At 72.7% G+C, this 26,494-nt stretch carries 22 protein-coding genes; 11 read left to right on the top strand and 11 right to left on the bottom strand.

Annotated features, from left to right (window positions below):
* Positions 1-52: 52 nt before the first annotated feature.
* The 3 genes from lipA (at position 53) to DP939_RS10285 (ending at position 2,586) form a co-directional block, all read left to right on the top strand.
* Positions 53-988, top strand: coding sequence for a lipoyl synthase (lipA, locus tag DP939_RS10295; protein ID WP_113980401.1), 936 nt, complete (start codon positions 53-55; stop codon positions 986-988).
* A 93-nt stretch (positions 989-1,081) separates the two neighbouring features.
* On the top strand, positions 1,082-1,789 hold the full coding sequence (locus tag DP939_RS10290; RefSeq protein ID WP_113980715.1) for a DUF4191 domain-containing protein: 708 nt from the start codon (positions 1,082-1,084) through the stop codon (positions 1,787-1,789).
* Positions 1,789-2,586: a class I SAM-dependent methyltransferase gene (locus DP939_RS10285; protein ID WP_113980400.1), complete on the top strand. Its 798-nt coding sequence runs from the start codon at positions 1,789-1,791 to the stop codon at positions 2,584-2,586. The genes DP939_RS10290 and DP939_RS10285 overlap by 1 nt, the downstream gene beginning before the upstream one ends.
* Before the next feature lie 13 nt (positions 2,587-2,599).
* Here the strand turns inward: DP939_RS10285 and DP939_RS10280 are convergent, their stop codons facing one another.
* Positions 2,600-3,058 (bottom strand): RDD family protein, encoded by a 459-nt coding sequence (locus DP939_RS10280; RefSeq protein WP_113980399.1) that lies wholly within the window; start codon positions 3,056-3,058, stop codon positions 2,600-2,602.
* 160 nt (positions 3,059-3,218) lie between these two features.
* Here DP939_RS10280 and glnA (DP939_RS10275) point away from each other — a divergent pair, with 160 nt between their 5' ends.
* The 3 genes from glnA (DP939_RS10275) to DP939_RS10265 all read left to right on the top strand — a co-directional run bounded on the left by glnA (DP939_RS10275) (position 3,219) and on the right by DP939_RS10265 (position 6,454).
* The gene (glnA, locus tag DP939_RS10275; protein ID WP_113980398.1) at positions 3,219-4,643 is read left to right on the top strand and encodes a type I glutamate--ammonia ligase; all 1,425 of its coding nucleotides are present in this window, start codon (positions 3,219-3,221) and stop codon (positions 4,641-4,643) included.
* A gap of 110 nt (positions 4,644-4,753) precedes the next feature.
* A complete protein-coding gene (locus tag DP939_RS10270) occupies positions 4,754-5,071 on the top strand; it encodes a DUF4326 domain-containing protein (protein WP_113980397.1) in 318 nt (105 codons plus the stop codon).
* 126 nt (positions 5,072-5,197) lie between these two features.
* Positions 5,198-6,454 (top strand): FUSC family protein, encoded by a 1,257-nt coding sequence (locus DP939_RS10265; protein ID WP_158578533.1) that lies wholly within the window; start codon positions 5,198-5,200, stop codon positions 6,452-6,454.
* A gap of 4 nt (positions 6,455-6,458) precedes the next feature.
* Here the strand turns inward: DP939_RS10265 and DP939_RS10260 are convergent, their stop codons facing one another.
* From DP939_RS10260 to DP939_RS10240, 5 genes are all read right to left on the bottom strand, one after another.
* On the bottom strand, positions 6,459-7,460 hold the full coding sequence (locus DP939_RS10260; protein ID WP_225878147.1) for a hypothetical protein: 1,002 nt from the start codon (positions 7,458-7,460) through the stop codon (positions 6,459-6,461).
* Between the two features lie 142 nt (positions 7,461-7,602).
* Complete coding sequence (locus DP939_RS10255; RefSeq protein WP_113980394.1) at positions 7,603-10,593, bottom strand: bifunctional [glutamine synthetase] adenylyltransferase/[glutamine synthetase]-adenylyl-L-tyrosine phosphorylase; 2,991 nt, start codon at positions 10,591-10,593, stop codon at positions 7,603-7,605.
* A gap of 138 nt (positions 10,594-10,731) precedes the next feature.
* On the bottom strand, positions 10,732-11,466 hold the full coding sequence (locus DP939_RS10250) for a type 1 glutamine amidotransferase (RefSeq protein ID WP_113980393.1): 735 nt from the start codon (positions 11,464-11,466) through the stop codon (positions 10,732-10,734).
* Positions 11,467-11,493: 27 nt separating this feature from the next.
* On the bottom strand, positions 11,494-12,252 hold the full coding sequence (locus tag DP939_RS10245) for a hypothetical protein (RefSeq protein WP_113980392.1): 759 nt from the start codon (positions 12,250-12,252) through the stop codon (positions 11,494-11,496).
* A 111-nt stretch (positions 12,253-12,363) separates the two neighbouring features.
* The gene (locus DP939_RS10240; RefSeq protein ID WP_113980391.1) at positions 12,364-12,933 is read right to left on the bottom strand and encodes a helix-turn-helix domain-containing protein; all 570 of its coding nucleotides are present in this window, start codon (positions 12,931-12,933) and stop codon (positions 12,364-12,366) included.
* Between the two features lie 48 nt (positions 12,934-12,981).
* Here DP939_RS10240 and DP939_RS10235 point away from each other — a divergent pair, with 48 nt between their 5' ends.
* Positions 12,982-13,893, top strand: a complete 912-nt coding sequence (locus tag DP939_RS10235) for a class I SAM-dependent methyltransferase (protein ID WP_113980390.1) — start codon at positions 12,982-12,984, stop codon at positions 13,891-13,893.
* On the opposite strand, the gene glnA (DP939_RS10230) is transcribed toward DP939_RS10235, so the two are convergent.
* Positions 13,875-15,236: a type I glutamate--ammonia ligase gene (gene glnA, locus DP939_RS10230; protein WP_113980389.1), complete on the bottom strand. Its 1,362-nt coding sequence runs from the start codon at positions 15,234-15,236 to the stop codon at positions 13,875-13,877. The two genes, DP939_RS10235 and glnA (DP939_RS10230), sit on opposite strands and share 19 nt — an antisense overlap.
* A gap of 414 nt (positions 15,237-15,650) precedes the next feature.
* Between glnA (DP939_RS10230) and DP939_RS10225 the strand changes: the two genes are divergently transcribed.
* Genes DP939_RS10225 through DP939_RS10215 form a run of 3 tightly spaced genes read left to right on the top strand, consistent with a single transcriptional unit; the run spans position 15,651 to position 20,876 of the window.
* Complete coding sequence (locus DP939_RS10225; RefSeq protein ID WP_225878146.1) at positions 15,651-17,054, top strand: BTAD domain-containing putative transcriptional regulator; 1,404 nt, start codon at positions 15,651-15,653, stop codon at positions 17,052-17,054.
* Entirely contained in the window at positions 17,051-19,078 is a 2,028-nt protein-coding gene (locus DP939_RS10220) for a sensor histidine kinase (RefSeq protein WP_113980387.1), read from the top strand. Before DP939_RS10225 ends, DP939_RS10220 begins: the two co-directional genes overlap by 4 nt.
* Positions 19,079-19,091: 13 nt before the next feature.
* Positions 19,092-20,876, top strand: coding sequence for an NAD+ synthase (locus DP939_RS10215; RefSeq protein WP_113980386.1), 1,785 nt, complete (start codon positions 19,092-19,094; stop codon positions 20,874-20,876).
* A gap of 12 nt (positions 20,877-20,888) precedes the next feature.
* Here the strand turns inward: DP939_RS10215 and DP939_RS10210 are convergent, their stop codons facing one another.
* The 3 genes from DP939_RS10210 to DP939_RS10200 all read right to left on the bottom strand — a co-directional run bounded on the left by DP939_RS10210 (position 20,889) and on the right by DP939_RS10200 (position 24,381).
* On the bottom strand, positions 20,889-21,500 hold the full coding sequence (locus DP939_RS10210) for a TetR/AcrR family transcriptional regulator (protein WP_113980385.1): 612 nt from the start codon (positions 21,498-21,500) through the stop codon (positions 20,889-20,891).
* Between the two features lie 7 nt (positions 21,501-21,507).
* Entirely contained in the window at positions 21,508-23,025 is a 1,518-nt protein-coding gene (locus tag DP939_RS10205; RefSeq protein WP_225878145.1) for an MFS transporter, read from the bottom strand.
* Positions 23,026-23,184: 159 nt separating this feature from the next.
* Positions 23,185-24,381, bottom strand: coding sequence for an MFS transporter (locus tag DP939_RS10200; protein ID WP_113980383.1), 1,197 nt, complete (start codon positions 24,379-24,381; stop codon positions 23,185-23,187).
* A gap of 184 nt (positions 24,382-24,565) precedes the next feature.
* On the opposite strand from DP939_RS10200, the gene panB reads away from it, so the two are divergent.
* Positions 24,566-25,456 carry a 3-methyl-2-oxobutanoate hydroxymethyltransferase gene (gene panB / locus DP939_RS10195; RefSeq protein ID WP_199565073.1) on the top strand — a complete coding sequence of 297 codons (891 nt, stop codon included), beginning with the start codon at positions 24,566-24,568 and terminating at the stop codon, positions 25,454-25,456.
* A 37-nt stretch (positions 25,457-25,493) separates the two neighbouring features.
* Here the strand turns inward: panB and DP939_RS10190 are convergent, their stop codons facing one another.
* On the bottom strand, positions 25,494-26,432 hold the full coding sequence (locus DP939_RS10190; protein ID WP_113980382.1) for a threonine/serine dehydratase: 939 nt from the start codon (positions 26,430-26,432) through the stop codon (positions 25,494-25,496).
* Between the last annotated feature and the right edge of the window lie 62 nt (positions 26,433-26,494).

The raw sequence follows: 26,494 nt of genomic DNA, 5'->3' as shown, positions 1-26,494 counted from the left end.
CGGAACGGCACCCCGTCGAGCGCGCGGCGGGCCGGGACTTAAGCTGGATGGCGTGACCGTTGCTCCTGAAGGCCGTAAGCTCCTCCGCCTGGAGGTGCGAAACAGCCAGACCCCGATCGAGCGCAAGCCCCCCTGGATCAAGACCCGGTTGAAGACGGGCCCCGAATACAGCGAGCTGAAGTCGCTGGTACGGCGCGAGGGCCTGCACACGGTCTGTGAAGAGGCGGGCTGCCCCAACATCTACGAGTGCTGGGAAGACCGCGAGGCGACCTTCCTGATCGGCGGCGACCAGTGCACCCGCCGATGCGACTTCTGCCTGATCGACACCGGTAAACCGACCGGCTACGACCGGGACGAGCCGCGCCGGGTCGCCGACTCGGTCAAGCGGATGGGCCTGCGCTACGCCACCGTGACCGGCGTGGCCCGCGACGACCTGCCCGACGGCGCCTCCTGGCTCTACGCCGAGACCGCCAGGCAGATCCACGAGGCCGTGCCGGGCTGCGGCGTCGAGCTCCTCGTCCCCGACTTCAACGGCGACGCCGGCCAGTTGGAAGAGGTGTTCGGCAGCCGTCCCGAGGTCTTCGCGCACAACATCGAGACCGTGCCGCGGATCTTCCGGCGCATCCGCCCGGGGTTCCGCTACGAGCGCTCGCTGGACGTGATCAGGATGGCCCGCGAGGCCGGTCTGGTCACCAAGTCCAACCTCATCCTGGGCATGGGCGAGACCCGCGACGAGATCGTCGAGGCCATGCGCGACCTGCACGAGGCCGGGTGCGACCTGCTCACCATCACCCAGTACCTCCGGCCGACCCCCCGCCACCACCCGGTGGACCGCTGGGTCAAGCCGGAGGAGTTCGTGGAGCTGTCCGGCGAGGCCGAGGGGATCGGGTTCGCGGGCGTGCTGTCCGGGCCGCTGGTGCGCTCCTCCTACCGCGCGGGCAAGCTCTACCAGCAGGCCATCGCGGCGCGTCAGTCCACCGCGGGCTGATCGGCCCGCCTGTCGCCGGCCCCCGCCGCCAGCGAGCGGGGGCCGGGGGTCTCGTTTTCATCTCGGCAGCCCCCCGTTTGTATGCTGCATAACATGGCGAAGAAGCCCTCAGATCCCGCGACCGCAGACCGCCCGGGGCGGATCAAGCAGCTCCGGATGATCGCGCAGATCATCCAGCAGGCAAACCCCAAGGGGATGCCCATCGTCTTCGCGGCCGCGCTGGGCACGTTCGCCTTGTGCGTCGTGATCGGCGTGGTGACCTCCTGGTTCTGGTACATGCTCGTGCTCGGCATCCCGCTGGCGCTGATCGTGGGCCTGGTCGTGTTCGGCCAGCTCGCCCAGCGGGCGCAGTACCGGCTGCTGGACGGCCAGGTCGGCGCGGCGGCGGCGATCCTGCAGAGCATGCGCGGCAAGTGGGACGTCTCCCCGGCCGTCGCGGTCAACCGCGACCAGGACGTGATCCACCGCGTCATCGGCTACCCGGGCATCGTGCTGGTGTCGGAGGGGCCGGGCTCGCGCGTGCAGCGGATGCTGGTGGCGGAGAAGAAGCGCGTCCAGCGGGTGGCCATGGAGGTGCCCGTCTACGACGTCCAGTGCGGCGACGGCGAGGGCCAGATACCCCTGCCCAAGCTGCAGCGTCACCTGATGAAGCTGCCGCGCAACCTGCGCAAGCCCGCGGTGGAGGAGGTCAAGTCCCGGCTGCGGGCGCTGCCGACCAACATCCCGGTGCCCAAGGGACCGATGCCGCGCAACGTGCGGATGCCGCGCGGCGGCGGTGGCCCCCGGCCGAAGGGCCGTTGATGACCGAGGCCGCGGCGGCCGGATACCACGAGGTCGGCGCCGAGACCACCGCGAGGGCCAACCGCGGCTGGTGGGACTCGGCGGCCGACTCCTACCAGGACGAACACGGCGAGTTCCTGCGTGACGTGGGCTTCGTGTGGTGTCCCGAGGGCGTGGACGAGGCCGCGGCGAGGCTGCTCGGCGAGGTGGCCGGGCGGCGGGTGCTGGAGGTCGGCTGCGGCGCGGGGCAGGCCGGGCGGTGGCTGACCGCGCAGGGGGCGCGGGCCACGGGGTTCGACCTGTCGGCGCGTCAGCTGCGGCATTCACGACGGATCGACGAGGCCAGCGGCGTACGGCTGGCGGCCGTGCAGGCCGACGCGCGGCGCATCCCGTTCGCGGACGCCAGTTTCGACCTGGCGTGCTCGGCCTACGGGGCGCTGCCGTTCGTCGCCGACGCCGGGGCGGTGCTCGGCGAGGTGCGCAGGGTGCTGCGGCCGGGCGGGCGGTTCGTGTTCTCGGTCACCCATCCGGTGCGCTGGGCCTTCCCCGACGACCCGGGCAGGCGCGGGCTCACCGCCGACCGCTCCTACTTCGACCGCAGGCCGTACGTCGAGACGGACGAGGACGGCACGCCGACCTACGTCGAGCACCACCGCACGATGGGCGACTGGATCGGCCTGATCGCGGGCGCGGGCCTGCGCCTGACGGGCCTGCTGGAGCCCGAGTGGCCCAGGGGCCACCGGCGCGCGTGGAACGGCTGGAGCCCGCTGCGCGGCGCCCTCATCCCGGGCACCGCGATCTTCACCTGCGAGGCGTGAGCGCGCCCGCGGGTCAGAGGTGCACTACGACGGTGCCCGCCGCACGGTCGTGCAGGCCGCGCCGGTCGCGGTCCCACACCAGCGCGGGCACCGCCAGGCAGAGCAGCAGCGTGCGCACCACGACCGGCACGAACGCCGGCCTGCCGCCGTCGAGCGCGGCCACCCGGATGCCCGTCAGGCGCATGCCGAAGGTCATCCCCATGGTGCCGATCAGCAGCAGGCACGTCACGGCGAAGACGCCGAGCCCGGCCAGCGGGTAGTCGATGGCCGGAAGCCGCAGCAGCCCCTGGGCGATGGCCCAGGTGCAGATCATCCAGTCGATCATGATCGCGCCGATCCGGCGCGGCCAGCTCGCGACCGAGCCGGGGCCCTTCGCGGGCAGCCCGAGCCCGCTCCCCCGGTCCTCGGAGTCATCGCCCCGGATGCCGATCAGCAGCGACTGCGTCCAGCGGGGGCCCTGCCTGGTGGTCATACCTGTTACGGTAGCCGCCCGATGGGCCGGTCCGGCATCTCGCCCGCGGCCTGGTGCGATGTCCGCCCGCTTAACACGTGCGAAACAAGCGAGACATGGGGTGGAAACGGCGCAGCCATACGTTCGGGAATGCAAGCCTGTGCCGTTGGGAGGTTCTCGAGTGTTTAGCTCCGCCGACGACGTCCTGAAGTTCATCCGGGACGAAGGCGTGCAGTTCGTCGACGTCAGGTTCACCGACCTGCCGGGAACGACGCACCACTTCACCTTCCCCGTGGAGAACTTCGGGGCCAGAGTGTTCACCGACGGCCTCATGTTCGACGGGTCGTCCATCCGCGGCTTCCAGGCCATCCACGAGTCGGACATGCTGCTGCTGCCGGACCCGTCCACGGCCGTGATCGACCCGTTCCGCCCGCACAAGACGCTGAACATCAACTTCTTCGTGCACGACCCGCTGACCGGCGAGGCCTACAGCCGGGACCCGCGAAACGTCGCGCGCAAGGCGGAGGAGTACCTCAAGGGCACCGGCATCGCCGACACCGCCTACTTCGGCCCCGAGGCCGAGTTCTACATCTTCGACGACGTCCGGTTCGAGACCAGCCCGAACGCCGGCTTCTACTACATCGACTCCATCGAGGGCGCCTGGAACACCGGCAAGGCGTCCGAGGGCGGCAACCTCGGCTACAAGCCCCGCTACAAGGGCGGCTACTTCCCGGTCCCGCCCATGGACCACTTCACCGACCTGCGCTCGGAGATGGTCAGGAAGCTCATCGAGGTCGGCATCGACGTCGAGATGCAGCACCACGAGGTGGGCACGGCGGGTCAGGCGGAGATCGACTTCAGGTTCGGCCCGCTGCTCAAGACGGCCGACAACATGATGCTGTACAAGTACGTCATCAAGAGCACGGCGCTGGAGCACGGCCACACGGTCACCTTCATGCCCAAGCCGATCTACGGTGACAACGGCTCGGGCATGCACTGCCACCAGTCGCTGTGGAAGGACGGCGAGCCGCTGTTCTACGACGAGGTGGGCTACGCGGGCCTGTCCGACACCGCCCGCTACTACATCGGCGGCCTGCTGCGGCACGCCCCGGCGCTGCTGGCCTTCACCAACCCGACGGTCAACTCCTACCACCGCCTGGTCCCCGGCTACGAGGCCCCGGTCAACCTGGTCTACTCCCAGCGCAACCGCTCGGCCTGCGTCCGCATCCCGATCACGGGCTCCAACCCGAAGGCCAAGCGCATCGAGTTCCGCGTGCCCGACCCGTCGTGCAACCCGTACTTCGCGTTCGCGGCCATGCTGATGGCCGGCATCGACGGCATCCGCAACAAAATCGAGCCGCCGGAGCCGGTGGACAAGGACCTCTACGAGCTGCCGCCCGAGGAGGCCCGCGGCATCGCGCAGGTGCCCGCCTCGCTGCCCGAGGTCCTCGACGCGCTCGCCGCCGACCACGAGTTCCTGCTTGAGGGCGGCGTGTTCACGCCCGACCTGATCGAGACGTGGATCAACTACAAGCGGGCCAACGAGGTGGACCCGATCCGCCTGCGCCCGCACCCGCACGAGTTCGAGCTGTACTACGACGTGTAGCCGGCGCCGCCGACGGCCCCCTGTCCTGCCGGACGTGGGGGCCGCCGGCGTGCCGGGGCGGCGAAACGGGTAGTGGCCTCGTGGGTCGCGCCGCCGGGGAGGGGGACACGATGCCGCGTCGTCATCAGAAGCCGTCGCGCCACGAGTTGAAGGGGTGGCACAAGCCGCCGGACTCCATCGTGATCACCCGGCCGTCGAGGTTCGGCAACCCGTACAAGGTGCGGCCGTACGGCCCGTACACCGCCGAGGAGGCGGCCGGGCTGTACGAGCGCGACCTGCTCGCCGGAGGCGTGGAGAGCGCCCCTGGGCGCCCGCCCACCACCATTGAGGAGCTGCGCCGCCGCGCGGGCGGCCTGGACGTGGTGTGCACCTGCGACCTGGACGCCGCCTGCCACGGCGACGTGATCCTCAAGTACGCCAACACCTGACCTGCCGGAACGGGCCGCGGCGGGGTAAAGCGCCGCCAAATACCCGGACGCGACGGCATACCCGGCGGCCGGATGGGCAGGCGTCGCTTCTCCGAAATGCCCTGTCCGCTACCCCTGTTTCCGGTGATGCCGCAATTCACCCAGACGTCCAGACGCGTCAGACCCGTCCTGCTCGCCACCCGGCGGGCGCAGCCCACAGCCGTCTTCATCATCCGCCTGACGGTCACGGCGGTGGCCGCCTACCTGGTCGCCCTGGCGCTCCCGCTGGCAGAGAAGCCGCTGCTCGCGCCGCTCACCGCGCTGCTCGTCGTGCAGTACACGCTGTACCAGACGATCAGGTCGGCCATCCAGCGGATCTCCAGCGTGGTGGTCGGCGTGCTCATCGCCGTCCTACTGGCCGCGACCGTGGGGTTCACCTGGTGGACCCTCGGGCTGGCCATCGCGACCTCGCTGGTCATCGGCTATACCGCCCGGCTCGGCGACCACATACTGGAGGTGCCGATCAGCGCCATGCTGATCTTCGCGCTGGGCGCGGCCACCACGGCGGGCGCGGCCGACCGGGTGTTCGAGACCCTGGTCGGGGCGGGCATGGGGCTGCTGGCCGGGCTGATCGCCTCCCCGGTCCACATGGAGACCGCCCAGGAGGCCATCGGCGACCTCGGCTGCCGGCTGGGCGAGCTGACCGACCGCCTGGCCGACGGGCTGTGGCCGGGCGAGCGCGGCACGGGCGGAGAGGCCGGGGAGGGCCCCGACTTCCCCGCGCTGCTGCGCGACGCCCGGGAGGTGGGCCGCGACATCCAGCGCACCGACGGCGCGCTCAGCCAGGCCGAGGACAGCCTGCGGCTCAATCCCCGGGCGGGCGGCCTGCACCCGATGGGCACGGCGCTGCGCAGCGGCCTGGAGACGCTGGAGTACTCGGCGGTCAACCTGCGCGGGCTGGCCCGGTCCCTGGCCGACCGCCAGCATCTGGGGGACAGCGGCATCTACGCCATCGAGGCCAGGGACCGGCTCAGCGCGGCGCTGCGCGAGATCTCCGAGTGCATGCGGGCCTTCGGCCTGCTGGTGCGCTCGGAGGTGGTCCGCGACGTACGCGCCTACGACGAGGCGCTGCGCCGTCACCTCGCCGAGGGCAGGAAGATGCGCGACGAGTTCGCCGACGCGCTCGCGCCGTGGATCTCCGCGCGGTCGGCGGAGTGGCGGCTGCACGCCGAAGTACTCGTCCACCTGGACCGCCTGCTGGACCTGTTCGACGCCGAGCACCGCGCCCAGTCGCGCAACCGGCGCAGGCGGCGCATCCGGCACCGGATCGGAGCGGCGGCGAGGTCCGGCGGGCCGGACCGCCGCCCGCGCACCCCGGTACGCCGCCGCCCCCGTCCGGGCTAGCGCGCTATTTGGTGAACCGGCCGCGAAAGCCGGTCAGCCGGCGCAGCGCGTCCCACCAGAACGGCGCGCCGAACAGCAACGCCACCAGCGAGATCAGGAACCCGGGCCAGTGCCCGGGGGTGATCAGCCGCCGCGCCCACGCCTCGGTGTTCCACGACACGGTGGGGCTCCCGCCGTCCGGCGGCATCCGCATGCTGACCAGCGAGTGCTCGAAGACCTGCACCATGGCGGGCGAGCTGAGGGTCTCGGTCACGCACACGTACGGGTCGGCCGACTCGCCGGTGGCGGTGCAGCGCTGTTTCAGCGCGGCCAGCCCCTCCGAGCCGCCGGTCGCGATCGAGGCCACGCCCGCGCGGAACGCGTGGTCGCGCAGCAGCGCCTTGCCGTACTCCAGCCCGTCCACGCTGAACAGCAGCACCACCAGCAGCGACAGCGACACCACCACCCAGCGCACGTAGCGCCGGTAGAGCATGGTGAGCCGCTGCATCTCGCCGTCGAACCACTCCTCGGTGCCCTTGCGGAAGTGCTCAAGGTCGTTGGCGGCGCTCTTCCACACGCCGCTCAGGTGGCCGTACAGCGGGCTGCCCATCGCGTTCAGGCGTTCCAGCAGGCCGGGCACGCCCTTGGGGTCGGCCGAGACCAGTTCCATCATCGCCAGCGCGAACCGCTGCGGCGGGATGGTGGCGATGCTGGTGCGCCCCCGCTTGGGATGGTCGATCTCGCGCAGCCGCTCGTACAGGTGGCCGGTGAGGTCGGCGGGCCCGTCGCGCCCGGCCGCGTCGGGCTGCGGCACCGCGCTGACCACGGCGGGCGCGGGTTCGGGCGTGTGCCGGGGACGGGGGTCCTCGGCGAAAGGCAGGCGGAAGAACACGTCGCGGATCCGCTTGGGGATCCAGGACTTGCCGCCGGGGGCCCCGTCCATCGTGTCGCGCAGGTACGCCCAGAGGAACTTGCTGCGGATCGAGAGCAGCCGGACGACGCCCTCGTTGAGTCCGCTGACCAGCAAGGAGAGTAACAAGAAGGCGACGGCCAAGCCGATCGCCAAGTCCAGGTAAATGGATATCAATGTGGATCACCCGGACCCGTTGATACACGCAGCCGCCACCGCCCGCAACGGCTTCGGCGACATTCGCCGCGACAAGGTGAGGTCAGGCGCCGTCGCCGTAGAAGACGCGTTCGACGACCCGGCGGGCGCGGCGGGTGGCCCTGCGGTAGTCGTCCAGCATGTCCTCTGAGGCGTCGGGCGGGTACCCGAGCGCGCGGGAGATCAGCACGCGTTCGCGCAGCCCGGCCGGGATCGAGTCGGCCGCCCTGCCCTTGACCAGCATGATCGCGTCACGGACGCGGGAGGCGAAGCGCCAGGCGTGGGTCAGCGTCTCGGCGTCGCCCGGGGCGAGCAGCCCGGCGTCCACGGCGGCGCGCAGCGCGTCGAGCGTGCGGGTGGTGCGCAGGCCCGGCACCTTGTGGGCGTGGCCGAGCTGGATGAGCTGGGCGACCCACTCCACGTCGGCGAGACCGCCGGGGCCGAGCTTGGTGTGCAGGGCGGGGTCGGCGCCGCGCGGCAGGCGTTCGGCCTCCATGCGGGCCTTGAGGCGCCTGATCTCGCGCAGCGCCGCCGCCGGGACGCCGCCGCGCGGGTAGCGCAGCGGATCGACCAGCGCGGTGAACCGCTCCCCCAGGCCCTCGTCGCCCGCCGAGAACCTGGCCCGCAGCAGCGCCTGCGCCTCCCAGGGGGCCGACCAGCGCGCGTAGTAGGCCGCATAGGAGGCGAGGCTGCGCACCAGCGGCCCCTGGCGGCCCTCCGGCCGCAGGTCGGGGTCGATGTGCAGCGGCGGGTCGGGGGCCGGTGCGGCGAGCAGCCGCCGGAGTTCGTTCGCCACCGCGAAGGCCGCGTCGGTCGCGTCCTTCTCCGCCGCCCCGGGCAGCGGCTCGTGGACGAACATGACGTCGGCGTCGCTGGCGTAGGACGACTCGAACCCGCCGAGCCGGCCCATCGCGATCACCGCGAACCTGGTGGGCAGCCCCCCGCCCAGGTCGGCGGCCACTTTGCCGACGGCGGCGGACAGGGCCGCCGCGATGGTGACGTCGTTCAGCTCGGACAGTGCCATGCCCACCTGCTCGATGTCCCGGACCCCCACGAGGTCCGCCACGGCCGTGCGGAACAGTTCTTTGCGGCGCAGCGCGCGCGCCGCGATGACGGCGCTCTCGGCGTCGTCGTGCCGGGCCACCGCCGCGGCGGCCTCGGCGGCCAGCGCCCCGGCCGGGCGCGGCGACAGCTCGGCGTCTGCGCCGAGCATGGCGACCGCGTCCGGGGCGTGCAGCAGCAGGCCGGTGACGTAGCGGCTGGTGCCCAGCAGCCTGGCCATCCGCGCGGCCACGGCGGTCTCGTCGCGCAGCAGCCGCAGGTACCAGGGGGTGGTGCCGAGCTTGTCGCTGACCTGGCGGAAGCCGAGCAGCCCGGCGTCGGGGTCGGGCGCGTCGGCGAACCAGCCGAGCATCACCGGCAGCAGGGTGCGCTGGATCGCCGCCCGCCGGGACACGCCGTCGGTGAGGGCGGCGATGTGGCGCAGCGCGCCCTGCGGGTCGGCGTACCCGAGCGCCTCCAGCCGGGCCTTGGCCGCCGCGGCGGACAGCCGGGCCTCCTCGCCCGGCAGTCGCGCCACCGCCTGCAGCAGCGGCCGGTAGAACAGCTTCTCGTGCAGCCGCCTGGCCTCCATGGCGTGCCGCTTCCAGCGGGCGGTGAACTCCCCCACCGGGTCGGTGGTCATGCCCAGGGCCCGGCCGATCCGCCGCAGCGCGGCGGGGTCTTCGGGCACGACGTGGGTGCGGCGCAGCCGGTGGAGCTGGAGCAGGTGCTCGACCTGCCGCAGGAACGCGTACGCCTCGGCGAGCGCCCTGGCGTCGTCCCTGCCGACGTAGCCGCCGCGGGACAGGGCGGTGAGCGCGGTCAGGGTGGCCCGGCGGCGCAGCAGCGGGTCGTGCCGCCCGTGGACGAGCTGGAGGAGCTGGACCGCGAACTCGATGTCGCGCAGCCCGCCGGGGCCGAGCTTGAGCTGGCGGCCCTGCTCGTCGGCCCGGATGTGCGCCTCGACCCTGCGGCGCATGGCCTGTACGTCCTCGACGAAGCCGGGCCTGGCGGCGGCCTGCCAGACCAGCTCGCCGACCGCGACGGTGTACTCGGCGCCCAGCGCGGGGTCCCCGGCGACGGCCCGCGCCTTGAGCAGGGCCTGGAACTCCCAGGTCTTGGCCCAGCGCCGGTAGTAGGCGAGGTGGCTGGCCAGGGTGCGGACCAGCGGCCCGGCCCGGCCCTCGGGGCGCAGCCCGGCGTCCACCTCCCACAGCGCGCCCTCGGGGGTGCTCACGCCGCAGGCGCGCATCGTGCCCTGGGCGAGCCGGGTGGCGACGCGCAGCGCCTCGTCCTCGGGCACGCCGTCGCGCGGCTCGGCGACGAAGACGACGTCCACGTCGCTGATGTAGTTGAGCTCGCGGGCGCCGCACTTGCCCATGCCGATCACGGCCAGCCGTACCTGATCGGCCGCCTCGCCCGCACCGGCCCTGGCGATGGCGAGCGCCGCCTCCAGGGCGGCCCCTGCCAGGTCGGACAGCTCGGCGGTGACCTCGGTCAGCGGAACCAGGCCGGTGATGTCCCTGGCGGCCAGGCAGAGCAGCCTGCGCCGGTAGGCGACGCGCAGCGCGGACAGCGTCTCGGTGTCGTCGGCCGCGGCGCGGGGCTCGGCGGCCCGGGGGTCGGCGCCGACCGCGCGCAGCAGGTCATCACGCGGCTCGTCCTTGGCCTGCGGGTGTACGGCGGACGGGCCGCTGAGCGCCTTCCAGTGGCCGGGATGGCGCACCACGTGCTCCGCGAGGGCCGCGCTGACGCCGAACACCCCGAGCAACCGCCCGCGCAGCCCCGGGTCGTTCCGCAGCGCGGCGAGAACGCCGGGGTCGCGCTCGGCCAGCCGGGTGAGCGAGGTCAGCGCGAGGTCGGGGTCGGCCACCGCGACCAGGTCGCCGAGCAGGCCGGCGTCGTCGGCGGCGTGCGGCCCCAGTTCGGCGAGCAGCCGCCCGGCCCGCGCCGCGTCGGCGAAGCCCAGCCGCGCCAGCCTCCCCGCGGTCGTCTCGATGCGGGGCACCGTCATCACCGTCCCTCTGTCAGCGCACGGATCGGCCCGCCCGTCTCCGGGGCCGGGGGGCGCGGCGTCGTCGGGGCGTCGTCGCACAGCGTAAACCTTAGGGGCGCGCGGCGTCCTCAGCGGTTCCGGTGCGCGATCACGCCATCATCGGCGGGACGCCTGCACTTCCCGAACACCTGACCGGCTCAGGCACAGTCCGGCGAACGCGTGGCCCACCGGCCGCCAGGTCCGGGTCAGGCGGTCCTGCTCCCGCCGTACCTCGGCGTCGAGTTCGCCGGGCGAGTGGCCCGCGGCCGTCAGGGCGCCCGCGGTGGCGCTCGTCCAGCGGGCGAAGATCTCGTGGTCGGCCTCAAGGTGGAACTGCGCGGCCCACGCCGCCTCGCCCAGCCGGTACGCCTGGTGCGGGTAGCGCTCGCCGGTCAGCAGCGGCACGGCTCCGGGGGGCGGTACGGTCGTGGCGTCCTGGTGGTACTGCACCGCGACGGCCGGTCCGAGCCCGCCGAACAGCGGGTCGCCGGCCGCCTGCGGCAGCGGGGTGAGCGCGGTGAGGCCGACCTCCAGGCCGGCCGCGCCGCGCTCGACGGTCCCGCCGCAGGCGATGGTCATGAGCTGGGCCCCCAGGCAGATGCCCAGCGTGGGCACGCCGTCCGCGACGCAGCGCGCGATCAGGCCGCGGGTCGCGGGCAGCCAGGGGCAGACCTCGTCCTCCCAGGCGGACGCGGAGCCGCCGAGGACGATCAGGCCGCCATCAGCCCGCGCCGGCACTGGTTCGCCGAGGTAGGGCTGGACGACCGTGTGGTCCGCCCCCGCCTCGGTCAGCCAGCCGGCCAGCGGCCCGGCGGGGGCCTCCGCCTGATGCTCGACAATGGTTATCGCCATATCTCCCATTATTAGGGAAATCGGGACTTATTGGGGATCTTGGGCGGTTCGGGGGAGGATCCACACCGCCTTGGCCACCGCCACCAGCGTGCCGTCGGCCTCGTAGATCGCGCTGCTCGCGGTGAGCTTGCGGCCGTCCCTGCCCTCCGCGCCCGGCAGCGGGGCGCCGACCACCGAGTACGCGCCGCCCGGGTAGACCCGCCGGTGCACCTGCGCGGTCAGCCGCCCGAGCAGCGGCCGCTCCCCCTCGCGCATGCTCGCCCACCCGCTCACGCAGTCGAGCGCCGCCCACACCACCGGCACCGGCACCACGCCGTCCTCGCCGGTGACGCTCATCGGCACCCGCCAGCCCGCGGCGTGCAGGCCCGCCGTACCGGGCACCGGGCCGGGGAAGATCCGCAGGCCGTCGCCCGGCTCGCGCATCCCGCACACGAAGCACTCGGGGAACGGGTGCCCGTCCAGCCCGGCGAAGCCCTCCTCGGCCCTGGCCGCCTCGTTGAACGGCACGAACCCCGGCTCGCCGAGCGGTTCGGCGACCGGGATGGCCTCCACCAGGCCCGCGCCGTCCCGGCACAGGGTGACGGCGTTGCCGTGGTGGACCAGGTTCAACTCGGTGTCCAGCGGCGTGGGCGCGTGCAGGGTCACCTCGACCGGGGCCTCCCTCGCCGCCTCGCCCAGCGCCTCCGCCACCACCGCGGCGATCCAACCGCCGTTCGCGGCCGTCTCCGGCCCCCGGTAACGGGCCGGTACCGAGACCACCGTCCGCAGTTCGGCCGGAGCCGTCATGTGCTGCCCTCCAGGTAAAGGTGAATACTTGTTCAGGTAATGAATCATTGACCTTACCGAACGCCCGTGGCGCGGGCCCAAGCGGCTCGCCCCCTGACCTCCGGGCGGCCTTCAGCGGCCGGACCGCAGGTGGGTGCGCCGCCCCTCCGGGTCGAAGATGCCGATCAGCTCCACCGGCCCGTCGTGCGCCCCGAACCCGTGCGGGATCATGGTGGAGAACTCCGCCGCCTGCCCCGCCTCGACCAGGATCCGCCGCTCGCCGAGCATCAGAACCAGGACACCGGACAGGATGATGATCCAGTCCTTGCCGGGATGGACCTTCAGCTCCGCGACGCTCGCCGGCGGGGGCTTGGTGACCCGCATTTTGGCCACGGTGATGGCCGGGTCGCGGCTGAGGCTCCAGGTGGTGACCCCGCGCTTGGCGTCGTGGCGCGGCCTGATCACCACGTCGTCGTCGGAGGCGGACTCCACGAGCTGGTCCAGCGTGGTGCCGAGGGCGCGGGCGATCACGGTGAGCTGGTCCAGGCTGATCCGCCGGTGGCCCGTCTCGATCCGGCTCAGCGTGGACGGGCTCAGGTAGCAGCGGGCCGCCAGGTCGTCCAGTGACCAGCCCAGCACCAGCCGCAGCCCTCTGATCCGCTTGCGCACCAGGCCGTCCAGGTCCTCGCCCTCTTGCCTCATACGCAAGAGCCTATGCCACTAGCGCAAGACGGACGTAGGGTCACGAACATGACGGACCACTCCCATGACCACCACAACCGGCACGCCCCTCCCTCCTTCGGCCCGGAGAACGGCGACACGGCCCTGCTGCTCGACCTCGACGCGGAGGTCTTCCATGAGCACCTGACCGAACTGACCGCCTGGCTCGCCGAGATCGCGGGCGGCGTGCGCCGCATCCTCGACGTCGGCAGCGGTACCGGCACCGGCTCCTTCGCCCTGCTGCGACGCTTCGCGGACGCCGAGATCATCGCCCTGGACATGGAACCCCACCTGCTGACCCACCTGCGCGACAAGGCCCGCGACCTCGGCTGGGAGGACCGGGTGCGCACGGTCGCGGCCGACCTGGACAAGGCGTGGCCCGCCGTCGGCGAGGTGGACCTCGTCTGGGCGTCGGCGTCCCTGCACCACCTGGCCGACCCGGCCCACGCGCTGCGCCAGGCGTTCACCGCCCTGCGCCCCGGCGGCCTCCTGGCCGCCGTCGAACGCGACGGCCCCCCACGCCTGCTCCCCGACGACCTCGGCATCGGCCGCCCCGGCCTGGAGAACCGCTGCCGCGCCGAGCTCGACCGCCGGCACGCCGCGACGATGCCCCACCGCGGCGCCGACTGGGCCCCGCACCTCACGGCCGCCGGTTTCACCGTCGAGGCGTACCGCAAGTTCGAGATCGAACTACGCCCCCCGCTCCCCGAGGCCGCCGGACGCTACGCCCAACTCTCCCTGCGCCGCCTCCGAAACGGCCTGACCACCCTTGAGGCCCCCCTCGACCCCGACGACCTGTCCGTCCTGGACCGGCTCATCGACAGCGACGGCCCCCACAACGTCCTCCACCGCCACGACCTCACCCTGCGCTCACAACGAGACGTCTGGCTCGCCAGAAAACCCGCGTCCGCCCCGGCCGCGGATCAGAGCACCGGCAGGTAGCGGCCGAGTTCGTATTCGGTGACCTGGCGGCGGTATTCCTGCCACTCGGTGCGCTTGTTGCGCAGGAAGTAGTCGAAGACGTGCTCGCCCAGGGTCTCGGCGACCAACTCGCTGCGTTCCATGGCGACGATGGCCTCGTCGAGGGACTGGGGCAGGGGGGCGATGCCGAGGGCGCGGCGTTCGGCGGTGGTGAGGGCCCAGACGTCGTCTTCGGCGCCCGGGGGCATCTCGTAGCCCTCCTCGATGCCCTTCAGGCCGGCGGCCAGGATGACGGCGAACGCCAGGTAGGGGTTGCAGGCCGAGTCCAGGGAGCGGAACTCGATGCGGGTGGAGCCGCTCTTGTGCGGCTTGTACATCGGGACGCGCACGAGGGCGGAGCGGTTGTTGTGGCCCCAGCTGATGTAGGAGGGGGCCTCGCCGCCCTGGCCGGCGATGGCCTCGGAGCTGCCCCACAGGCGCTTGTAGGAGTTGACCCACTGGTTGCAGACCGCGGTGATCTCGGCGGCGTGCCGGAGCAGGCCGCCGATGAACGAGCGGCCGATCTTGCTGAGCTGGTATTCGGCACCGGGCTCGTAGAAGGCGTTGCGGTCGCCTTCGAAGAGCGACATGTGGGTGTGCATGCCCGAGCCCGGGTGCTCGGTGAACGGCTTGGGCATGAAGCTCGCCCAGACCCCCTGCTCCAGGGCGACCTCCTTCATGACCAGCCGGAACGTCATGATGTTGTCGGCCGTCGTGAGCGCGTCGGCGTAGCGCAGGTCGATCTCCTGCTGGCCGGGGCCGCCCTCGTGGTGACTGAACTCCACGGAGATGCCCATCGACTCCAGCATCATGATCGCGTTGCGCCGGAAGTCGTGCCCGGAGCTGTGCGGGGTGTGGTCGAAGTAGCCGCCGTCGTCCATCGGCTGGGGGCGTACGCCGGGCTCCGGCCTGCCGCGCAGCAGGAAGAACTCCACCTCGGGGTGGGTGTAGAAGCTGAAGCCCATGTCGGACGCCTTGGCCAGGGCGCGCTTGAGCACCCAGCGCGGGTCGGCGTGGGAAGGCGAGCCGTCCGGCATCAGGATGTCGCAGAAGATGCGGGCCGCACCCGGGCTCTCGCTGCGCCACGGCAGTATCTGGAAGGTCGAGGGATCGGGCTTGGCCAGCATGTCGGACTCGTACACGCGGGCGAAGCCCTCGATGGCCGAGCCGTCGAAGCCGATGCCCTCCGCGAAGGCGCCCTCCAGCTCGGCCGGGGCGATGGCCACGGACTTGAGGAACCCCAGCACGTCGCTGAACCACAGCCGGATGAACCGGATGTCGCGCTCTTCCAGGGTGCGAAGAACGAACTCCTGCTGGCGGTCCAAGGCATCTCCTATCACCGCGGTGCCCGAAAACCCGCTCCGGTCGCTTTCCAGTCTGCCCGCTTCGTGTTTCACACACGTTACGACCAGCGCTTGTACGGCCGGACGCCCGATGTGCACCAGGTTAGCGGCAAGGATGCCGCTCCAGCCGAATCCGTCGTTTCCACCTGGGTGCCCGGCAGCGCCCGGGATAGGCGGACCGAAACCCCGGCCGTGGCAACCGGTCGTTGATCCGTTGGAGATCGGCCCCGCCTAGCGTGCCGTGACATGCCCGCCCGCCACAGGTCCCGGCAGGTGGGCAGGACGGATGCCGGTGGAAAGCCGCCCTATCGGTGGCGGCACACCGGCCCTACGCTTACGGCTGAAATGTTGATTTTTCAGGTTCTCGGTCCTTTTCGGGCATCCCATCGTGACTCGGTGCTGGACCTCGGCGGGAGGCGTCAGCGGGCGGTACTCGCCCGGCTCGTCGTCGCCGGGGGCCGCGCCGTACCCGTCGGCACCCTGATCGGCGAGCTGTGGCCGGGCGAGCCCCCGGCGCAGGCGCTCGCGACGATCCAGGGGTACGTGTCGCGGCTGCGCCGCGCGCTGGAGCCGGGCCGCGCCCCGCGCGGGGAGGCGGGCGTACTGGTGTCCGCGCCGCCGGGGTACGCGCTGCGGGCCGAACCGGGGCAGGTGGACTCGTGGCGGTTCGAGGCCCTGGTGAAGTCCCCGGCGCAGGCGAGCCCCGCGGCCGAGTGGGAGCTGATGGAGACGGCGCTCGGGCTGTGGCGCGGCCCGGCGCTGGCCGAGTTCGCCGACCTGCCGTGGGCCGCCGCGGAGGCGGCCAGGCTGGAGGAGCTGCGCCTGGTCGCGGCCGAACGGCGGGCCGCCGCCGGGGTCGCACTCGGCCGCTCCGCGCCGCTGGTCGCCGACCTTGAGGCGCACGCCACCGCCCACCCGATGCGCGAGGAGGCGTGGCGGCTGCTGGCCCTGGCCCTGTACCGGGCGGGCCGCCAGGGGGACGCGCTGGCGGCCGTACGCCGGGCGCGCGGCCTGTGGCGCGAGGAGCTGGGCCTGGACCTGCCCGCCGCGCTGCGCCGCCTGGAATCCGACATGCTCGCCCAGGCCCCCCACCTCGACCCGGCGTCCGCGCCCGGCAACGAGCCGGCCGTCAAGGGCGAGGAGCTGCGGGTCGTGGTCGCCGACGACCAGGCGCTGGTGCGTACGGGGCTGCGCGTGGTCCTGGAGAACGAACCCGGGCTCGCCTTCGCGGGCGAGGCCGAGGACGGCGAGCAGGCCATCGGCGTGGTCCGCGCGGTCCGTCCCGATCTGGTGCTGCTGGACATCCAGATGCCCCGCCTGGACGGCCTGACCGCCGCCAGGCGCATCCTGGCCGAGCCCGCCCCGCCGAAGGTGGTCATGATGACCACCTTCGGCACCGACGAGAACCTGTACGCCGCGCTGCGCGCCGGGGTCAGCGGCTTCGTACTGAAGACCTCCCCGCCCGAACAGCTCGTCGCGGCCCTGCGCGCCGCCGCCGCCGGAGACGCGCTGATCGACCCCGCGGTCACCACGCGGCTGATCGCGGCCTTCGCCGGCCGCTTCGACCCCAAGGCGCCACCGGAGCTGGCCGGGCTGTCCGACCGGCACCTGGACATGGTCAAACTGGTCGCCCGCGGGCTGACCGACCGGCAGATCGCGGCGACGCTGAGCCTGCCCGAGCCGGAGGTGAGCGGCGCGGTCGCCGGCCTGCTGGACCGGCTCGGCCTGTTCGACCGGGCCCAGATCGTGGTCCTGGCGTACGAGTCCGGGCTGGCCGGCCGCACGGGCAGTGTGCCATGAGCGCGATCCGCCGGGGCGGAAGCGCCCTGGTCGCCTCGGCGGCGGCCGGTGGGGTGGGCCTGACCGTCGCCGCGCTGATCGTCGCCGCACCGCTGCCGCCGGGCTGGCGGCTCGACCCGCCGCTGGTCCCCGACCACGCGGCCGGGCTGATGTTCCCGCTGGTGGGGGCCTACCTGGTGGCACGCCGCCCGCGCCTGGTGATCGGCTGGCTGATGCTGGTCGGCGGACTGCTCTGCGCGGTGAACGTGTTCTCCTCGGCGCAGGTGTCGGCGCATGCGTCCGCGGGCGACATGGACACCGCCGGTTGGTTCCGGATCATCGGGACGATGGCGTGGGCCCTCGGCGGCTCCACGCTGGCCGTGCTACTGCCGCTCTACTCCCCCGACGGCCGGCTGCCCTCGCGCCGCTGGCGGCCGGTACTGGTGTTCACCGTGGCGGTCACGCTGATCGAGGCCGCCCGCGCCGCCGTACGGCCCACGCCGTCCGCCATGGGCTACCCGTTCCCGCGGATCATCCCGAACCCGATCGCGCTGGAGGCCCTGGCCCCCTACAACCACGCGGTGCAGACCTTCACCAAGGCCGGTACGACGGCCGCCGTCGTCTGTGCGCTGCTCGCCCTCGGGCTGCGCTTCGCCCGCGGCGACGCGACGATCCGGCGGCAGATCGCCTGGCCGCTGGCGACGTTCGCGGGCTATGTGGCGTTCCTGATCGCCGGTGAGGGCTTCTGGCTGGCCGGTTCGCTGTGGACCGGCCTGGTGCCGGTGGCCATGGCGTTCTCGGTGCTGCGCTACCGGCTGTACGGCATCGAGACGGTGGTCAGCCGCGCGGTGGTGGCCACCGGCCTGGTGGTGGTCGTGAGCGCGGTCTACTTCGGAGTGGCGGCCCTGGCCGGGATGTTCGTCACCGGCTATGACGCGGTGGCGGGGCCGGTCGCCGCGCTGGTCACCGGCGCGCTGTTCCGGCCGGTGCTGACCCGGCTGCGCCGGCTGATGGACCTGCTGCTGTACGGCAGGCACGGCGACCCCCGCGAGCTGGCCAGACGCCTGGTGAGCGAGATCGGCGCGAGCGATCCGCGCGGCGCGCTGGCCGCGGTGACCACCTCGGTACGCGAGGCGCTGGGCGTGACCGGGGTGACGGTGGACCTGGGCGGGGCCGGCACGGCCGAGGCGGGCGAGACCGGCCCGGCGCCCCGGCAGGTGCCGCTGGTCTGGCACGGGGAGCCGGTGGGACGCATGCTGCTCGGCCCGCCAGGGCCGCGCCGGTTCGCCGCCGCCTACAACGAACGGCTGATCGCCGCGGTCACGCCGTACGTCGCGGACGTGGCGCACGCCGTGATCATGGCCGCGGATCTGGAGCGCTCCAGAGAGCGCATCCTGACCGCCCGCGAGGAGGAACGCCGCAGGCTGCGCCGCGACCTGCACGACGGCCTCGGCCAGGCACTGGCCGGGATGTCGATGTCGATCACGCTGGCCAGGGCGTCGCTGCGCGGATCGCCGGAGTCGGCAGACCGGCTGCTCGGCGAGCTGCGCACCGGCATGGACACGGTCAGCCAGGAGATCCGCGAACTGGTGTACGGCCTGCGCCCGCCGTCCCTGGACGACCTCGGGCTGACCGGCGCGGTGCGCGCGCTGGCCGCCGAGACCGGCCTCGCCGCCACCGTCACCGCCGAGGACCTGCCCACCGGCCTGCCGGCGGCGGTCGAGGTGGCGGCGTACCGGATCGTGCAGGAGGCGCTGACCAACGTGCGCAAGCACGCCGGGACGAGCACCGCCGCGGTCACGCTGCGGCACTGCGAACGGCGCGGGGCGCTGGTCGTCACCGTCGGCGACGACGGCGGCGGCCTGCGCGCGGGCCTGCGGCCAGGGGTCGGCTTCTCCTCGATGCGGGAACGCGCCGCCGAACTGGGCGGGACATGCTCGATCACCTCCCCGCCCGGGGGCGGGACGCTCGTCTCGGCGGTGCTCCCCCTGCCCGGCGGGGAGACCGCGATGGAGGGCCCGCACCGGCGAGGAGATCGCCGGTAATAGGCTGGGCGACGTGGTACACCTGCGCATCGCCCTGGCCCAGACCAACCCCACCGTCGGCGACCTGACCGGCAACGCCGCCAAGCTGGTGGAGTGGACCCGCCGCGCCGCCGACCGGGGCGCGCATCTGGTGGTGTTCCCCGAGATGTTCCTGACCGGCTATCCGGTGGAGGACCTCGTGCTGCGCACGTCCTTCGTGGAGGCGTCCATCGCCGCCCTGGAGGAGCTGGCGGTACGGCTGGCCGAAGAGGGGCTGGGCGAGATCGCCGTGGTGGCGGGGTACGTCGGCCGGGCCGGTCTCGCGCCGCGCGTGGGACAGCCCAAGGGCGCCCCGCTCGACGCCGCCGCGCTGCTGCACCGCGGGGCCGTCGTGGCCCGCACGGCCAAGCACCACCTGCCCAACTACGGCGTGTTCGACGAGTACCGCTACTTCGTCAGGGGCGACCGGCTGCCGATCTTCCGGCTGAACGGCGCCGACGTGGCCATCGCGGTCTGCGAGGACCTCTGGCAGGAGGGCGGGCCGGTCTCGGTGGTCGCGCAGGCGGGCGCGGGACTGCTGGTGGTGCCCAACGCCTCGCCGTACGAGAAGGACAAGGGCGACGTCCGCCTGGATCTGGTCGCCCGCCGGGCGCGCGAGGCCGGATGCGCGCTCGCGTACGTCAACCAGGTGGGCGGGCAGGACGAGCTGATCTTCGACGGCGACTCGGTCGTCGTCGGGCCGGACGGCGCGCCGGTCGCCAGGGCCGCGCGGTTCGTGGAGGAGCTGCTGGTCGCCGACGTGGAGGTGCCCGCCGCCGGCCAGGACGCGCCGCAGGGGCCGTCCGCCTTCGACGCCCACGACGGCACCACGATCACGGTCGAGCGGGCCACGCTGGGCGAGGTACGGCCCCGCGAGGCGCCGCCCGCCCCGCCGCGGCTGGCCGACCGGCTCGACGAGCCGGCCGAGGTCTACTCGGCGCTGGTGCTGGGCGTGCGCGACTACGTGGCCAAGAACGGCTTCCGCTCGGTGATCCTGGGCCTTTCCGGCGGCATCGACTCGGCGCTGACCGCCACCATCGCCGCCGACGCGATCGGCCCGGAGCGCGTGCACGTGGTCCTGATGCCCTCCCGCCACTCCTCAGAGCACTCCGTGTCCGACGCGCGCGACCTGGTGGAACGGCAGGGCCTGCAGGACCGGCTGGTGCCGATCGAGGGCATCGTCAACGCCTTCGAGAAGGAGATCCAGCTCAGCGGCCTGTCGGCGGAGAACCTCCAGGCGCGGGTGCGCGGCATGCTGCTGATGAGCCTGTCCAACGAGCACGGCCACCTGGTGCTGACCACGGGCAACAAGAGCGAGCTGGCCACCGGCTACTCCACCCTGTACGGCGACTCGGCGGGCGGCTACGCGCCGATCAAGGACGTGCCCAAGACGACGGTCTGGCGGCTGTCCAGGTGGCGCAACGAGCAGCGCGGCGCGGGCGATTTCCTCCACGACTTCGGCGGCCCGCCGATCCCGCCCAACTCGATCGAGAAGGAGCCCAGCGCCGAGCTGCGGCCCGGCCAGCGCGACATCGACTCGCTGCCCGCCTACGACCTGCTGGACCGGCTGCTGGACGACTACGTCGAGCGCGACATGGGCGCGGCGGAGCTGATCGCCGCCGGGCACGACGCCGAGCTGGTCGCCCGGGTGATCCGCCTGGTCGACGTGGCCGAGTACAAGCGCAGGCAGTATCCCCCGGGGCCGAAGATCACCCCGAAGAACTTCGGCCGGGACCGCAGGCTGCCGATCACCAACCGCTGGCGCGAGACGACGGCGTAGCCGCCGCGCGGCTCAGGCCGCGCGCATGCCGGTCAGCAGCTCGTCCGTAATGAGTGCGGGCAGGTCGCCGGGCACTCCGTCCTCGTGCGGCCACTTCATGTACCACATCATCGTGCCGACGACGGAGGCCATCGCGATGTCCACGTTGAGGTCGTGCCGCAGCTCGCCGGTCGCCACGCCCCGGGTGAGCAGCGCCCGCAGGACCTTGCGGCGCGGCGCGATGGTGACCTCGTGCACCCGCTGGACCAGCCGGGGGTGCCGCTCGGACTCGCTCATCGCGATGCCCATCACGCACCGGGCCCGCGGGTCCTGCACCTCGCGATGGATCGCGCCGAGGTAGACCAGCAGGTCATCGCGGACCGAGGTGCCCGGCAGCGGCGGCAGCGGCGCCTTGAGCGTCGCCATCGCGTCGACCACCAGGTCCTCCTTGTTGGACCAGCGGCGGTAGATCGTGGTCTTGCCCACGCCCGCGCGCGCCGCGACGGCCTCGATGGTCAGCTCCGACACCGTGATGCCCTCGCCCATCAGGTCGATGACCGCGTCGACGATGGCCTTCTCCGCCTTCGCGGAACGGGGGCGGCCCGCCGCGCGGGCCGCCCCTTCGGCCGTTCCATAGGTCGTCATTTGACCCTCACACTACAGCCGGTTCCTTCTCATGTTCCTGCGGTAGCGCCGGCTCCGCGGCCTTGGCCTTGCCCGGCAGCCAGCGGAAGACCATCGCCGCGCCCAGCAGCGCGATCACCGCGGACGCCGCGGCGGTGACGTGCATGCCGCTCACGAAGGCGGCCTTGGCGGGTGCGACGAGGGCCTGACCGGCCTCGCCGAGGCTCTGCGCGACCGCCATGGTGGCGGGCAGCGACTCTCCCGCCGCGTGACGTACGCCCTCGGGCAGGATGGTCAGGGAGGGCGCGATGCCGTCCCGGTAGACCGCCGACAGCAGCGATCCGAGGATGGCCACGCCGAGCGCTCCGGCGACCTGGCGGACGGTGTTGCTCATCGCGGACCCGACGCCCGCCTTCTCCCTGGGCAGCGCGTTCATGATCGCGGTGGTCGCGGGCGGCATGATGTTGGCCATCGCCGCGCCCTGGATGAAGAACAGCACGACCATCACCGGGATCGGCGTGTGTTCGTCCATCAGCGCGTACGCGCCGATCATCAGGGCGACGACCACCATGCTCACCCCGGCCGACGCCTTGCCGCCGAAGCGGATCGCCACCCGCTGGCTCAGCGGGGCGAAGATGAGCTGCGCCGCGGCGAACGGGATCATCAGCACGCCCGACTCCAGGGCGCTGAAGCCCAGCACCGTCTGGAGGTAGAAGGCCAGGAAGAACATCGTGCCCATCATGGCGAAGAACACGATGCCGACCATGCCGATGGCGATGGAGAACCGCACGTCGCGGAAGTAGGTGACGTCGAAGGCCGGGTGGTCGATGCGACGTTCGTACCAGGCGAAGACCGCCAGTACGACGAGGCCGCCCAGCAGCGGGACGAGCACCTGCGGGCTGGCGATGGTGGCCAGCTCGCCGCCCCTGATGATGCCGTACGTCACGGCGACCAGCCCGATGATGGACAGCACCACGCCGACCGGGTCGAGCCTGGACGGCTTGGGGTCACGCGACTCGGGCACCACCAGCGCGATCAGCACCACGCTGATCGCCACCACGGGCACGTTGATCAGGAAGACCGAGCCCCACCAGAAGTGCTCGATCAGCAGGCCGCCGGTGATCGGCCCGACCGCGACGGCCAGGCCGACGCCCGCCGCCCAGACCCCGATCGCCCGGCCGCGCTCCTTCGGCGGGAAGACGTTGGAGATGATCGCCAGGGTGGCCGGCATGATCGCCGCGCCGCCGATGCCCATGAAGGCCCGGGCGACGATGAGCTGCGCCGGGTCCTGGGCGTAGGCGCTGGCCAGTGACGACAACCCGAACAGCGCCATGCCGACGAGCAGCATCCGCCGCCGCCCGGTGCGGTCGCCCACCACCCCGAAGGTGAACAACAGCCCGGCGAAGACGAGCGTGTAGGAGTTGATCGCCCACTCCAGCTCGCTCTGCGTGGCGCCGAGCCCGTGCCGGGGGTCGGCGATCGTCTTCAGCGCGACGTTGAGGATCGTGTTGTCCAGTACCACGGCGAGCAGGCTGAACACCAGCACACCGAGGATCGGCCACCGACGGGGATGGCCGGTTTGAGCTTCCAAGAAGGGCCCCCACCAACTACAGAATTTCGATACGCGTAAGTTTCGCTACGCAACCGTAGCGGATCATATTTCGATACGCAACCGTCCCGTTTCGAAATAGGGGCGTGACGCTCATCACGCGGGCGCCGGCTCCTTGACCGCCTGCGGCGCGCGCCGCCAGAACGGCATCGCCACCAGCACGAGCACCGCCGCCAGCACGCCCGTCGCCAGGAACGCCCACCCCGGGCCGTACCCGTCGATCACCGCTCCGGCGACCGGACCGGCCGCCGCCATGCCGATGGTCAGCGCGGTCGAGTGCAGGCCCATCGCCTCACCGCGCACGGACGGCGGCGTCCGCTGGGTCAGCGCGTCCACCGAGGAGGCCAGCGCGGGGGCGCACAGCAGGCCCGCCGGGATGAGCGCCAGGCAGAGCCAGCCCCAGCCGCCGGTGACCAGGCCGAGCGGGGCGGTGAACGCGCACAGCCCGGCGGTCAGCAGCAGCGGGGAGAGCGCGCGGGGCAGTCCGCCGTAGACGAATCCGCCCACCAGCGAGTAGAAGCACCACAGGCCGATCACCAGGCCGGTCCACTCCGTGGCGTGGCCCTCCTTGAGCACGGCCACCAGCGACAGCTCGGTGGCGGTGAGCACGAACGTGAGCGCCGAGACCGTGCCGAGCAGGGTGATCACGCCCATCCCGAGCCACCGCCTCCTGGGTACGACGGGCGCGCCCTCGGACTCCGCGTCCTCCTGCGCCGAACGGGTCGGCGGGTTGAGCACCAGCAGCGCCGCGCCCGCCGCGACCTGCCCGAACCCCACGAGCGCCAGGGCCCAACCGCTGCCCACGCCGAGCACCAGCCCGACCCCGGCGGCCGGGCCGATCATGTACGACAGCTCCACCGCCATGGAGTCCAGCGCGAAGCCCGTACGCCGCCGTTCGGCGGGCAGCACCGCGGCCACGCACTGCCGGATCACGCTGAACAGCGGCAGGGTGAGCAGGCCCGACAGCGCGGCGGAGACGAGCAGCGCGAGGTAGGGGAGCGTAGGCGCGGTGAGCCAGAACGCGAGCTGGGCCACGGTGGTGATCGCGATCACCGGGCGCAGCCCCTTCTTGTCGATGAAGCGCCCGGCCACCGGCGCGCTGATCGCCATGCCCACGGTGATGATCGCGCCCACCAGGCCCGCCTGGGTGAAGTTCAGCTTCATGCCGTGCAGCACGTGCATGGTCAGCGTCATGCCGGTGGCCGTCACCGGGATCCGGGCGAGGAGCCCGACCAGCAGCAGCGTCCGCACCCCGGGGACCGCCAGCACCCGCTTGTAAGGCGTTAAGTCCATTTTGTCACTTACCTCCCGAGATATTCTGCCGGTTCGGTGTGACATTTCGGAAAGGGATTACCCGGGACGGGCCCGTGGTTGAAACCAGGGGTGTCACCGCGCAGCGGGGCGTGCCATCATCGAGAGGTCCGGAGACGCCACAGGGGCGCTTCGAGGCCAGGAGGGATCCACGATGTCCTCTGTCATGTCCGTATCGACGTCAGGTACGACCACCCCGGCCACCACCCCGGCCACCACCCCGGCCACCGGCTCGCCGACCGCGCTGTACGGCGGCCAGGCCGGCAGAAGGGTCACCGTCCGCGACATCGCCGCCGCCAGGGAGCGCGGCGAGCGCTGGCCGATGGTCACCGCCTACGACGCGATGACCGCCCGCGTCTTCGACCAGGCGGGCATCCCCGTGCTGCTGGTCGGCGACTCGGCCGCGATGGTGGTCTACGGCTACGACTCGACCATCCCCGTCTCGGTGGACGATCTGCTGCCGCTCGCGGCGGCGGTCGTCCGGGGGTCCTCGCGGGCGCTGGTGGTCGCCGACCTGCCGTTCGGCTCCTATCAGTCCTCACCGCAGCAAGCGCTTGAGAGCGCGGCCCGCTTCATGAAGGAGGCGGGCGTCCACGCGATCAAGGTCGAGGGCGGGCGGCGGATCCTGCCGCAGGTCGAGACGCTGGTTTCGGCGGGCATCCCGGTGATGGCCCACCTGGGGCTGACCCCTCAGTCGGTCAACGTGTTCGGCGGCTACCGCGTGCAGGGGCGCGGCGAGGCGGGCGACGAGCTGATGGCCGACGCCAAGGCGCTGGAGCACGCGGGCGCGTTCTCCGTCGTCCTTGAGTGCGTGCCCGCCGAGCTGGCCGAGCGGGTGACCGCCTCGCTGTCGATCCCGACCATCGGCATCGGGGCCGGGCCGGGCACCGACGCGCAGGTCCTCGTCTGGCAGGACCTCATGGGCCTGACTCCGCACCCGGCCAAGTTCGTCAAGAAGTACGCCGACCTGGCCACCGAGATGGACCGCGCGGTCCGCGACTTCGCCGCCGAGGTCACCACCGGCGCCTTCCCCACCCCCGAGCACAGCTACCGCTGACCCGTCCCCCACCCGGCCCCGAAGCCGTGGGGCCGGGTCAGGAGGGACGGGCCTGGAGGTCGGCGGGGTCGGTGTTGGCGCCGCACAGGATGATCACGGTGGGCTCGCCGGGGGCCGGGCGGTGGGCGCCGGTGAGCAGGGCCGCGTAGGCGGTCGCGCCCGCGGGCTCGACCGCGATCCGGTAGCGCTGCCACAGCTCCCGCCGGGCCGTGACGATCGCCTCGTCCGGCACCAGCAGGCTGCGCACGCCGGAGAGCAGGCCGAACGCGATCGAGCCGAGGCGGCTCGCGCCGAGTGCGTCGGCGGCCACGCCGCCGACTTCCACGTCCACCGGCGAGCCGTGCGAAAGGGCCTCCCGCAGGGTGGGGCTGCGCTCCGGCTCGACCGCCACCACCCGCCCGGTACCGCCGAGCGCCGCCGCGATCCCCGCGGCGAGACCCCCGCCGCCCACCGCGACCAGCACCGCGCCGAGATCGGGCACCTGGCCGAGCAGTTCGCGCCCGAGCGTGGCCTGACCGGTCACGGTCTCGGGCTGGTCGTAGGCGTGGACGTCGAGCGCGCCGGTCTCGGCGGCCCGCTTGAGCGAGGCGGTGCGCGCGTCGGCGTACAGCGAGCCGGTCTGGTGGACCTCGGCGCCGAGCGCGCGCAGCCCCGCGACCTTGACCGCGGCGGTCACCTCGGGCACGAATATCTCGGCGCGGATGCCGAGCGTGCGGGCGGCGTGCGCGACGGCGAGCCCGTGGTTGCCGCCGCTGGCCGCGATCACCCCCGCCTCGGGCAGCGCGCCCGCCTCACGGGCCGACAGGATGCGGTTGAACGCCCCGCGCGGCTTGAACGACCCGGCGTGCTGCAGGAACTCCAGCTTGAAGTACAGCCCCGGCTCGGCCTCGATCACCGGCGTGCGCCGGATATATCCGCCGATGCGGCCGGCCGCCCGCTCGATCCCCTCCGGCGTCACGTCCGGTGTCTCGTCCATAGATCCCCCGTATCACGGCCGACGTTCCAAGATAGCCGACACCACTCCCATCAGTGATTCAC

It is taken from the genome of Spongiactinospora rosea (genome assembly GCF_003315795.1).
Lineage (GTDB): Bacteria > Actinomycetota > Actinomycetes > Streptosporangiales > Streptosporangiaceae > Spongiactinospora > Spongiactinospora rosea.
Note: the sequence above shows the minus strand (reverse complement) of the source record. Positions and strands in the feature narration are given on the sequence as shown.